The 11,951-nt window shown below is 35.5% G+C and carries 13 protein-coding genes and 1 riboswitch; of the genes, 5 read left to right on the top strand and 8 right to left on the bottom strand.

The genetic code is table 11. The annotated features are described in order from the left end of the window. The 4 genes from U2P91_RS10945 to U2P91_RS10930 all read left to right on the top strand — a co-directional run. Positions 1-1,163, top strand: a 1,163-nt coding sequence (locus U2P91_RS10945) for a Mu transposase domain-containing protein (protein WP_322519610.1), incomplete at its 5' end; no start/stop codon positions are given. Then, positions 1,148-1,927 (top strand): IS21-like element helper ATPase IstB, encoded by a 780-nt coding sequence (istB, locus tag U2P91_RS10940; protein WP_322519609.1) that lies wholly within the window; start codon positions 1,148-1,150, stop codon positions 1,925-1,927. The genes U2P91_RS10945 and istB, both read left to right, overlap by 16 nt. Before the next feature lie 38 nt (positions 1,928-1,965). After that, on the top strand, positions 1,966-2,406 hold the full coding sequence (locus tag U2P91_RS10935; RefSeq protein WP_322519608.1) for a hypothetical protein: 441 nt from the start codon (positions 1,966-1,968) through the stop codon (positions 2,404-2,406). Between the two features lie 127 nt (positions 2,407-2,533). Beyond that, on the top strand, positions 2,534-2,857 hold the full coding sequence (locus U2P91_RS10930; protein WP_322519607.1) for an integrase core domain-containing protein: 324 nt from the start codon (positions 2,534-2,536) through the stop codon (positions 2,855-2,857). Between the two features lie 226 nt (positions 2,858-3,083). On the opposite strand, the gene U2P91_RS10925 is transcribed toward U2P91_RS10930, so the two are convergent. From U2P91_RS10925 to U2P91_RS10890, 8 genes are all read right to left on the bottom strand, one after another. Continuing rightward, a complete protein-coding gene (locus U2P91_RS10925) occupies positions 3,084-3,707 on the bottom strand; it encodes a class I SAM-dependent methyltransferase (protein WP_162624514.1) in 624 nt (207 codons plus the stop codon). Between the two features lie 26 nt (positions 3,708-3,733). Continuing rightward, entirely contained in the window at positions 3,734-4,561 is an 828-nt protein-coding gene (locus tag U2P91_RS10920) for an undecaprenyl-diphosphate phosphatase (protein ID WP_204355404.1), read from the bottom strand. 74 nt (positions 4,562-4,635) lie between these two features. After that, positions 4,636-5,337, bottom strand: coding sequence for a TVP38/TMEM64 family protein (locus U2P91_RS10915; protein WP_111888604.1), 702 nt, complete (start codon positions 5,335-5,337; stop codon positions 4,636-4,638). A 58-nt stretch (positions 5,338-5,395) separates the two neighbouring features. After that, positions 5,396-6,733, bottom strand: coding sequence for a sensor histidine kinase (locus U2P91_RS10910; protein ID WP_242988711.1), 1,338 nt, complete (start codon positions 6,731-6,733; stop codon positions 5,396-5,398). A 5-nt stretch (positions 6,734-6,738) separates the two neighbouring features. After that, positions 6,739-7,407: a response regulator transcription factor gene (locus U2P91_RS10905; protein ID WP_322519606.1), complete on the bottom strand. Its 669-nt coding sequence runs from the start codon at positions 7,405-7,407 to the stop codon at positions 6,739-6,741. 52 nt (positions 7,408-7,459) lie between these two features. Then, positions 7,460-8,197: a protein kinase family protein gene (locus U2P91_RS10900; RefSeq protein ID WP_111888602.1), complete on the bottom strand. Its 738-nt coding sequence runs from the start codon at positions 8,195-8,197 to the stop codon at positions 7,460-7,462. Further along, positions 8,190-8,552 carry a zinc ribbon domain-containing protein gene (locus tag U2P91_RS10895; protein WP_111888601.1) on the bottom strand — a complete coding sequence of 121 codons (363 nt, stop codon included), beginning with the start codon at positions 8,550-8,552 and terminating at the stop codon, positions 8,190-8,192. Before U2P91_RS10895 ends, U2P91_RS10900 begins: the two co-directional genes overlap by 8 nt. Positions 8,553-8,601: 49 nt before the next feature. Continuing rightward, positions 8,602-11,139, bottom strand: a complete 2,538-nt coding sequence (locus U2P91_RS10890; protein ID WP_111888600.1) for a cation-translocating P-type ATPase — start codon at positions 11,137-11,139, stop codon at positions 8,602-8,604. 101 nt (positions 11,140-11,240) lie between these two features. Then, positions 11,241-11,332, bottom strand: a riboswitch (NiCo riboswitch). 210 nt (positions 11,333-11,542) lie between these two features. Here U2P91_RS10890 and U2P91_RS10885 point away from each other — a divergent pair. Next, positions 11,543-11,944, top strand: a complete 402-nt coding sequence (locus U2P91_RS10885) for a hypothetical protein (RefSeq protein WP_111888599.1) — start codon at positions 11,543-11,545, stop codon at positions 11,942-11,944. The last annotated feature ends 7 nt before the right edge of the window (positions 11,945-11,951 follow it).

Raw genomic sequence — 11,951 nt, 5'->3', positions numbered from 1 at the left:
CAGGTGATCAGGCGCAGTTCGATTGGACAGAATACGAAGTCGTTATTGGCGGCCGATATCGCAAGATCTATTGTTTTGCAATGATTCTGGCAGCATCAAGAAAAAAAGCAGTCTGCTTTTCAATGAAAGTGGATGGCCCGGCAATCTATGAAGCCATTCAGGAATTGTATGATGATCTTGGCGGCGTCACCCTTGAGCTGCTGATTGACAATCCCAAAGCACTGGTGATCACAAATGATCCAAAATCCGAGGAGGAAGTCCGGTACAATCCCCAGGCTCTGATGATGGCCAAACATCTGGGAACTGAGCTGAATGCATGTCCCTGTTATTGGCCCCGTAAAAAAGGCAAAATCGAGCGACCGTTCAATTATATTGAAGAGCAGTTTATTAAAGGTAATACTTTTGCAACCATGGATGAACTTAACGACCGCGGGAAAAAATTTATCGATGAGTGGTGCGATGAAAAACACACGACAACACAACGGATTCCAAACCAGCACTATCTGTTGGAAGAAAAACAATTATTACAACCGCTGCCAAAATCCCATTATTCTACAAAGACGCTACAAAAGCGCATTGTCAGTCCGGACAGTTACATCAGCATTAATGGCAATAAATACAGCGTCCCGGTGAAATATGTGGGAAAAACGGTATGGTTTCGAATCGTTTACGGATTCAGAGCCGAACTCTATGATCAAAAAGAAAACCTGATCCTGCGTTTTGAAGTCTCGGATAAGAAACATGACGTTGTGACCAATCTGGATCATTATGAAGCGATCGCCAAAAAAGTCAGCACCTCCATCCCCCAGATTCGCAGAGATTTTACGGAAAGATTCAGCAACGGGTATCACTATCTGGAAGCCGCCGGAAGAAAGTTTGATCAGCCGACGCATTATGCCAGAAAGATCATGGAACTGCAGGAACTTTATGACGACCATGTCTTAAACCATTTTATCGGAATTGCCGTTGTGGAAGATAAGATGGATATCAAGTCATTCCGCGCGCTCTTGCGGGATTACAATAGCGGACAGCGTTTGATGGGAATGGAGACGCCGGTTCCCAATGAGGAAGCCGTTTGTCAGGATGAGGATGCTCTGCTGATAAGAGACTGCAGTTATTATGAAATCAATGTAATGGAGGTACGATCGTGCAACAGGCAGTAACCGAATCGGAGACTTATATCGAGGCTAAAATGAAACAGTTCAAACTTGTTGATATGCGCGAGCAGTATCCGGATCTTATTGCCGAAGCGGAAATGAGTTCCATGGGGTATCGGGATTTTCTGATACGGCTGCTTTCTGTTGAGGAAGAAGGAAAAAATGCCCGTCGTACGGGAAAGCTTTTAGGCAATGCCCGCTTTGAATTATCGGCAACGCTTGGTGAGATTGATTATGATTTTAATGATACGCTAGACAAAGAAAAGATTGAAGCATTGGGAGGATTACATTTTTTAGATAATCATGAAAACATCATTGTCATTGGACCGCCTGGGGTCGGAAAAAGCATGATTGCAACCGGAATCGGTGTCAATGCCTGTCATGCGGGTCGAAGCGTTCTGTTTGTCAATGCAAAGGAACTCGTCGATACGCTTCATGCTGAAATGTTAAGTGGAAAACTGTCCGAAACACTTGAAAAACTGAATCGGATTGAACTATTGATTATTGATGAATTATCCTACATAAAAATGGACAAAGAAAGAGAGAGCCTATTTTTCCAGATCATCCGCCAACGATACGAAAAAAGCTCCCTCATTATTACGACCAACCTGCCAATGGGCAAGTGGGACGAACTGTTTACTGGACAGCTGGCTGCAACGGCGATTCTTGACCGAGTGCTCCACCACTGTCATGTGCTTAGTATAACAGGTGACAGCTATCGTGTCAAAGGGTCAAAAAACAGTGTTAACAGAAGCCTTGGCATCGGATAAACCGATGGTTGGTATTTCATATAGACAGGAGTGTAAACATGTCAAAGGTAAGTAATGAAGCATTAATCGACGTTGTTCAGGTATACAATGATGAAGGCCGTACGGCTGCATATGATCTTCTGCGCAATCAGTATGGTGTGAAAAACCCCTATTTTACAAGAAAAAGAATCGATAAAGATCCGCGATTTCAATACGATCCCGAGCGGGATTGTTATCTGATCAACGCGCTAACCGAGGCTGATCATCTTTTTATGAGTATCGAAGAGCTCTGTTCGCCCGTGGTTCCTCAGCGCGTTCAAACAGCAGAAAAACAGCTGATCGATAGTCGGCCAGCCGATATGGAAAAACTGATTCAGGAACTGCTGGGTGATCGTTTGCTGGAGTTAAGCAGATACATCTCACTTGACTCATTATCAAAAACGATGATCATCGACCAGACTTCATTAAAAAGTGCCGGCTATCGGGTTGTTACTCACTAGCAGGTGGGTCAATTTACAGTGTAAAAATCAGAATTCACATGGTAAACTGAGCCATTAACCATCAATACTAAGGTGGGTCAAATTTAAACGAAAAAGTGGGTCAATTTTACTTGACAATCAACATCCCTTGATCATTCACAGTGATCGGGGCAGTCAATATGTTTCAAAAGAATACCAGAAAGCAACGGTAAAAATGCAGCGAAGTTACTCGAAAAAGGCCTATCCCTGGGATAATGCCTGCCTTGAATCCTTTCATGCCATCATTAAACGCGAATGGCTCAATCGTTTTAAAATCCTTGATTATAACCATGCTTACCGGCTGATCTTTGAATATCTGGAAACATTTTATAATACAATGCGCATCCATAGTCATTGCGATTATATGTCGCCGGATAATTTTGAAAAACTTTTTGTTAAAATGCAAAACGAAAATTTACGAATAGCAGGTTAAAATGTCAGTATTAAATTTCTCATTTTAATTTGTACTAAATCTTGACATAGGACCAGGTGCAAACTTATAATTCATTGAGAAAACACTTTTCCCTATACTCGGGATATTTGGAACAATATCATCAAAATACCTGAAGGATAATTTTCTAAAATTATTAAACCAATCGTGACCATATTTCTCACAAAAATATTTTTTGCTTTTATGCATAGATATTGAAAGTATAAATCTATCCATCAAATTTCTCCATTTTCTCCGGTTTATTCACATTACCTGTATATACATAACCAGTCAACACTCGTGGATATATATCAGCCTTCTCGCATTCAAATTTTAATAGTTTAAAACCACACTGTACTATCTCATATTTATACTGTCTATTAATATTACAGCCATAAGCAAATATGTTGTAGAACGGGTTGAACATATTTTGAATCATACTCGTCAATTTACCTTTAGCTTTTCCATGTTCTAAAAAAATAAATTGCCCACCCGGTTTCAATACACGGTAAATCTCAGCAAGAACCTTGTTCAAATTTTCTACACTGCAAAGTACAAACGTTGATACAACAGTATCAAATGAATTATCATTAAATGGTAGAAAATCTGCACTTGCAAATACTAAATTCACATTGATATTAGAGCTGTCAAGTTTTCTAATGTAGTTATCTACTGCAGTAATCTGATCTACATGCTCGGGATATAATGTAAGATTTGTTCCCTCACCAATACCAATTTCCAATATCTCTCCTTTAGCATCAGATAATATCTTTTTCCGAAGTTCTAAAATCGATTTTTTCCCAATATTTTTCTTCATCATCATTGGAAATATTTTATCTCGATACCAGTACATGCTCACACTTCCCTTCAACCACAACATCAATTTACTTGAAACCAAAATATAATAGACACGATTGCTCCTAACACAATTCTATACCATCCAAAGACCTTAAAATCATGATTTTTTATATATTTTAGTAAGAATTGAATTGCAATAATAGACACTAAAAATGCTGTTAGCATACCCGTCACTAAGACTATGAACTCTGTGTTTGTAAAGTTAAAACCAAACTTAACAATCTTCAATAAACTTGCACCAAACATAACTGGAATTGATAGAAAAAATGAAAATTCTGCGGCGATACTTCTAGACGTACCTAAAATGATTCCACCAAGAATTGTTGCTCCTGACCTAGAAGTTCCTGGGACAAGAGAAAGGACTTGAAAACACCCAATTAAGAATGCTGTCTTAAAACTTAAAGTATCAAAATCTACTATTTTGCTAACCTTGCTCCTATTTCGATTTTCAATTATTATAAATAATACACCATACAAAATTAATGTAATAGCAACCGTTTGGTAATTGTATAAGTTATCATTTAGCCAATCTCCAAACACAACTCCTATAACGCCTGCGGGGATAACGCCAATCAAAACTTTAAACCAAATATTGAATGTATTGATTTTCTCTTGTTCAGTTTTTGTTGAACTAAATGGATTTAGTTTATTAAAATAGAGAAGTGCAACAGCCAATATAGCACCCAGTTGAATTACAACGAAAAACATCTCTTTGAATGCCTCAGACATATTTAACTGTATAAATTCTTCAACCAATATCATGTGACCCGTACTACTGATTGGTAACCACTCCGTTATTCCTTCAACAATACCTAATAGGATGGCTTTTATTATTTCAATTGTCATCACATATCTCCATTTTTTCTTATTTATATTCTGTAATCTAATGACTAAAAGTCAAACCGTAATGAAGTACATCACAATCAAATAATACTCCAGAAAAACTCTTCACTTTTACGTTTATATATTTTCCGAAGGATATATGTCAATGACGCAAAAGCAATTAACCCAATTATTGTTATAGCAATTCCAAATATATCTTTTGAATACATGTTTGCACCAACGCTTACCCAGATAATAGTACCTGGAATTCTGGAAATTCCATAAATAATAAAAAGTCTAGATGGTTTTATTGGTGTTAATCCAGCTATATACATCATTAGATCTTTTGGAATAAAAGGAACTAAGCAAATTATGAAGGTTCCTATCATCCCCTGTGTCGAATTTAACATTTTACTAATTTTATCAATTTTATCCTTTTCTACAAATTTTGCGATAAAATCGTATCCCAAAAATCTTGATAAGTAAAATGCTGTTATTGAGCCTAACATAATGCCTACAATTGATAGAACAAATCCAATTGGTGTTCCGTAAATGTACCCTCCACAAATATTAAACAGATCCCCTGGTATTACTACCACAAGTACATGCACTGCTTGGATCAAAACATAGATTAGAAAACCAAAATTTCCGAAAGAAAGTAGATATTCTCTAATCTTTTCTGGTTGCTTTGCATTCTCAATAATCCAAGGTCCATAATTCCATGCAATTGTCATTAATAGTACACCCGTACATACAAGAACTATAAATTTAACAATGCTCTTTTGATCAAATTCTGTTTTCATAAAATCACCCTCAATCAATTTAATGATCTAATTGTAATTTTTAAAAATGAAAAACAGATTAAAGTTTGGGGAAAATCAATTGAAATTTACTACCTTCATTAAGTATTGAGGAAACTTTGATTTCTAAACTTAGAAGTTCACAAATTTCTTTAGCAATTGATAATCCAAGACCATTGCCACTAGAAGTCCTATTTCTTGCTTTGTCATTTGTGTAAAAACGATCAAATATTAATGCAAGCTCATTCTCACTCATTCCACAACCTGAATCAATAATTTCTAAAACAACTTTATCATCGTTACTAATGCAGTTAATCGCTATGGTGCCATTTGAATCTGTGAATTTCAATGCATTATCCAGTAATATAAGAATCAGCTGCTTTGTCATCGCCTTGTCAGTATTGATTTGTACATTAGGCTCACATGCACATGTAATTTCGAAATTTTCATGACATACGGAAATATCATTGTAAATTGTAGTTATTAATTCTGACAAATTAAACTGCTCAATCCTCACTGCCTTTTCATTGTCAATTTTTGCTAAATATAAAAGCTTTGTAATTAAATTTTCCATATATTCAGCTTCTGTTGTAATAGCTAATATTGACTTTTCTAATACCTCTCGATCATCTTTTCCCCATCTTGAAATTAGACTTGCATGTCCTATAATTGCAGCCAATGGCGTCTTTAACTCATGAGAAGCATCTGATACAAATTGAGCTTGTTTATTAAATATGCATTCAAGTTTATCTGCCATATTATTCAGAACTAATGAAAGTTCATAAAGTTCATCTCGACATTCTGGCAAAGGTATCCTTTCTGACAATCCTTTAGATGAAATCTTTTTTGAGGTTTTTATAATAATATCAATAGGTTTCAAAGCCTTCTTGGCAAAAATGTACCCTGATATCAACGCAATCATTATGCCAATGAGATCTACCAAAGCTAAAATACTGAATAAAATTTTTAGAAAGACTTTTTCATCATGTAAATCTTTAATTATTATGGCGTCATATGTGATATCCTGAATGATACATTTAGTTTTTTCAATTAAAAAATCTTCATCATCAAGTTCTTTTACTATTATTCGATCATATGGAATCAATGAGTGTTCTATGCCGTCAATGAATGCAGTGGTCTTAAACAATATGCCATCTTTGTTCCTAATTTCAACTAAAATATCCTTTCTAGAATAAAGCGCTTCACCCTTCTCTAAGTCTGATAGTTTAATACTATCAGTGAGTATGTATTTTTTTGTAGTTTCAATATCATTATGCGCAGAAAAGAATTGATACAACTCAACGCTATACAAAACACATGCACTTAAACAAAATAATGTTATTGAGAACATAAATGCAAAAACAAATGTCATACGTTTAGTTATTGAGAAATTCTTCACTAAATTCAATCTTTCACATCCTTTATGACATAGCCTATACCACGGATAGTATTGATAATTGTACTCTTATCATCGAAAATTTTAGTTCTTAAGTGCTTAATTGTGACATCAACAACATTGCTATCACCGTAATAATTCTCATCCCATACATTTTGTAAAAGCTTTTCACGACTCATTACGATGTTTTTGTTTAGAACTAGCTGATATAGCAAATCATACTCTTTTTTAGTCAAGCTTATTTCTTTCTCCTCTAGAAATACTTGATAACTATCCGTACATATAGTAATCTTTCCAACGGATAATTTATTTAAGTTTTGATTTTGACTTCTTGTCACTACACGAATTCGAGCAAAAAGTTCTTCAATTCGGAACGGTTTTGTAATATAGTCATTTGCACCACTGTCTAATCCTAAGACTTTATCTGTAAGGTCACTCTTTGCAGTAAGCATAATAATTGGTATATTTGAAAACTCTCTCACTTTTTTGCAGATATCAACTCCATTAATATATGGAATCATAACATCAAGTATAATAACATCAAATTTATCTTTTTTTGCTTTATTCAATGCTTCTCTACCATCATATGCAATGTCTGTTTCATACCCTTCGTGTTCGAGTTCCAGTTTAATAAATTCCGCTATATTTATTTCATCTTCAACAATTAAAATTTTCAACCTTATCCATCCTTTTATCATTAATTCAAGCTTGAGTTTGCTTCTGGCTATACTAACCCCTTGTAATATCAAAAGCATTGATAAAATCCGCCTCAATTTCGGTTAGGCTTGTATATATAACATCAAGGCCCAATAATCTCATTAAAAATTGCTTTTGATCCTTTTTTAGTGACAATTCCTCATGCCACGGTTGTCTGTTCTTATCTTTCTTTTGAAAAGAAGAATAAATCAGATAGAGAAGCAAGTCTCCCAAATATGAGTAATCCATATCATACCTATAAGAGTTGCCATCCTCAAAGCGAGCTAAACCGAAATCAATGAGGTATACATCCTCTTGATCGATGAGGACATTGGGAATCCGTATATCCCTATGAACAATACCATTTTCATGCAAATACATAATAATTTGAATCAATTTGATACCAATAGCGTATATTTCCTCATCTGAAAATTTATGATTATGTATGAATATCATATCTTTCAATGTCGTCCCCGGTTTCAACTCTAATACAAACGCATAGAATGATTTCTCATTTATAACCCCAAGAAGCTCAGGAATTCTAGAATCCCTGAGCTTTGAAAGAATCACTGCTTCGTGTACATTATTAGTTGAATTACGTGCAAAGATGCTGGGTTTGAATCTTTTGAGAACAACATTTTTTTGAAGGTCATTTTTAGCATGAAAGCACATGCCATATCTTCCTTCACCAGCTATCTCTTCAATTGTATATTCCCCATATTTTTTCCCACGATACTTTAAATTTCTAAAGCATTGTATCAGCTTAACCATTCAGTTTATTTCCGCAATTGTTACAGAATTTAGCATTGGGCGGCATTTTTCCACCGCAATTTTGGCAATACAATTCCACTTTAACCTGCTCACCGCAATTCAGACAAAACTTTGAACCCGCTGGTATATTTCTACTACACTTGCTACATTGTAATGAACCTTGGTTGAGAATAGCTTGACTCTGTCTTGGTTCATTGTGTTGATTTCTATAGTCATTATAATGACCACCCGAATGACTTCTAGATGCTAACATATCAAAGATACCACCTAGAATACCTTTTTTCTGATAGTGGGCGCTTCCATGATTACCATTTTTGTAATGACCTTTTTTTGAAGACTTTGAAAAGAAACTCATAATCTTACTCCCCTTTATTCAGTATTTGTTTTATGTTCCTATTTGACCATTATTTACTTTTGTTCAGAATCACGAGTTTGCCTAGTTTAATCAACTCATACCACAGAACCGCTATACATGAAATTCCTGCTGCAAGCAACAATTGCTCTGATGATAAAGATGTCAATTTCAAGAATCCGCTAATTGGCGTATAGAGCATAACTAACAGTCCCAATAATGTGCCAATAATTACTGCCCACATTACTCTATCCTTTATCTGTCTGATAAAAGTTCTTATAGCAAAATCTGTATTTGAACTGTTTACTTGTACAAGCAGTACATTAGATAGGAATATAATGCTCAATCCCATTGTTCTTGCAAGTGGCGCATTTTCTGGATACATATTTATAAAATTGTAGTATGTTGCAAAAGATGCTCCGAAGATCACTAATCCTTGCATGACACTCTTAGATAGCATTTTAGCCGTTAAAAGCTTTTCTTTTGGATTTCGTGGCGGTCTTTGCATAATATCACGTTCTGCTGGCTGGCGCTCCAAAACAATTGAACACGTTGGATCAATTACAAGTTCAAGTAAAACTACATGCAACGGAAGTAGCAAAAGGCTTGTGGGACTTATTCCCATTAAAGGTGCTAGCAATGAAGCAAATGCTATTGGAATATGGATAGTAAATACATAACCAACCGCCTTTTTAATGTTGTCATATATTCGCCTACCATCCTTGATGGTATCCACAATGGTTGAAAAATTATCATCTAGAAGTATCAAATCCGCTGCTTCCCTAGAAACTTCGGAACCTCGTTTACCCATTGCTATTCCAATATCAGCATATTTTAATGCTGGTGCATCGTTGACACCATCTCCTGTCATAGCTACAACTTCACCATTTTCTTTAAATGCTTTGACAATCCTCATCTTGTGTTCAGGAAGAACACGTGAAAAGATACTAACATCTTTCACTTTTTCTCTCAGTTCGTCATCACTCATTTCACTGAGTTCATCACCCGTTATTATGTGATCGCTATTAGGCATGTTGATTTGTTTTGCTATAGAACTCGCTGTAATTCCGTTGTCCCCAGTAATCATAACAACTCGAACTCCAGCTTTTGTACAGGTATTAATATCTTCTTTTACTGATTCTCTTGGTGGATCTGCAAGACCTACCATTCCCAAAAGCTCCAGTCTACAGTCTGTGAGAGTATCCGGAATTTCATTTTCAATTTTAATACTCATCTGGCCAACGGCTATAACACGAAGGCCTTGTTTTGACATTTCGTAGATTTTAGCTTCTGCAATCTGTCTTTCTTCAGAGGAAAGGTTGCATAATGTTAGGATTCTTTCTGGAGAACCTTTTGCAGCAACTACAATATCATTGCCGTTTCTCCACACATTCCCCATCATTTTATTTTCATCAGTGAAGGCATACTCTTTTAACAATCGTCCACCAAAAAGAATATCCTTCGATATACCCAATTCTTCACAGCGGGCTATCATAGCTTTTTCCATTGGATCATATGCATCCGATTTACATCCCATACCCATTATCTTGGATATATATTTTTCGTCACCTGATTTGCTATAGGTTTCTCTAACAGCCATCTTATTTAGTGTTATAGTACCAGTTTTATCGACACAGAGCACAGAAACTGCACCCAGAGTCTCAACTGATGGAAGTCTCCTTACAAGAGATTGTTTTTTAGCCAGTCTCCATGCTCCCATTGATAAAAAAACTGTTAAAATAACAGGAAACTCCTCTGGTATCATTGCCATTGCAAGAGTTATACCTGATAAGATGCTTTCAATAATTCTGCTTTTAAAAGCGTGATCAGGGATATTGAAGAACGTTACAACACCTACTAAAACAAACAGAACCGCTGCAATCGTACCACACAGTTTTACAAGTCTACCTGTCTGTTTCTGAAGTGGCGTATCTCCAACAGGAGCAAGTGCAATTTCCTTACCAATCTTTCCATATTCAGTTGATAGTCCAATTTTATCGACCAAAATCGTTCCAGTTCCTTGAGTGACAAGCGTTCCAGCATAGCAATAGTCACGGCGCCAATAATCATTATTTTCATTTATATAGTTTTCACTAGTTAATTTCCAGACACCAAGGGACTCTCCTGTAAGAGATGATTCATCAACACATAACGTACTTGCCCTTACAACAGTTCCATCTGCTGGTATCTTAACACCCTCAGCAATATACATGATATCCCCAGGAACCAAATCAGAACTGTTTATAGTTTTTTCTTCTCCATCACGTAGTACTTTAATGTGTGGTGCCGATAAATCTTTTAATGCCTTTAATGTTTTATCTGTTTTCCATTCTTGTATTGCCTCGATGCTAATTATTCCAACTACGAATACTAACATAATTGCTCCGTCCTTAGGTTCTCCTAGAACAAAGTAAACCCCTGCTGCGATTATCAGCAACAAAAACATTGGTTCAGTAATGACATGAAAAATTTTATGAAATATATTTTCTTTCTTTTCAGGTACTAGCTCATTCTTTCCAAACTGCTCCTGAAGTTTTTTTGCCTCTGAGGTTGTCAACCCCTTCAACTCAGTGATTTTTTGTTCTGTCATAAAAGTTACCTCCACTTTCGCTTAATATTAAAGATAGCTCTATGGCATTGCAATCTTCAGATATGTCCAAAAATAGGTACAAAAAAACCCGTGGAACATATTACTGTCCCACGAGTTATATTTACCCGCTGCCTAGTTAGGCCCAGCCCCATGAACTTACTAATAAGTTCATCGCCTGCTCAGTTTGTACTGTAGATTTATATGCAGTGCAATTAGATACAAAAATAATATCATATAGATTATAGTTTTGTCAAGTGGTTTTATATTAGAAACTTGTCCATTGAGATGTAACTATTATAGGTCATATTTTACTATTCAATAATTCTAATTAGAAGCAATACACGATGAATTGCTTTGTTTTTGAATACCTGATATTATAAATGCTATATGGAGGTATATACAAATGGGTGAAATAGGTGAATTTCTAGGTTGGCTGACGGTGTTCTCTTTTGGGGCAACCTTAGCGAATTACATATTAAAATATATTAATAAAAAATATTCAAAATTAATAAATTCCACGCTTAAATATAAAAAATTCAATGCTCTTTTCATGAAAATATTTGTACGGCATCATAAATTCTGGGGAATTGCTACAATTATAACCCTCTTACTACATTTTTATATTCAGTCAACATTTCGTGAAGTGAGCACTACAGGCCTGATAGCAGGTGGTATATTGCTTATTCAAATGTTATTAGGCATGTCTGGGGCTTACATTTTTAAAAAGAGACAAGGATTGTGGTTTGTTAGTCATAGAATAATTTCAATCATATTGATATTAGGAATTATCATACATTTATTATAAAAATCAT

Origin of the sequence: Acetobacterium sp. K1/6 (genome assembly GCF_034438075.1) — a bacterium.
GTDB lineage: Bacteria > Bacillota > Clostridia > Eubacteriales > Eubacteriaceae > Acetobacterium > Acetobacterium carbinolicum.
The sequence above is the reverse complement of the archived record's forward strand: the minus strand, read 5'-3'. Positions and strand labels throughout refer to the sequence as shown.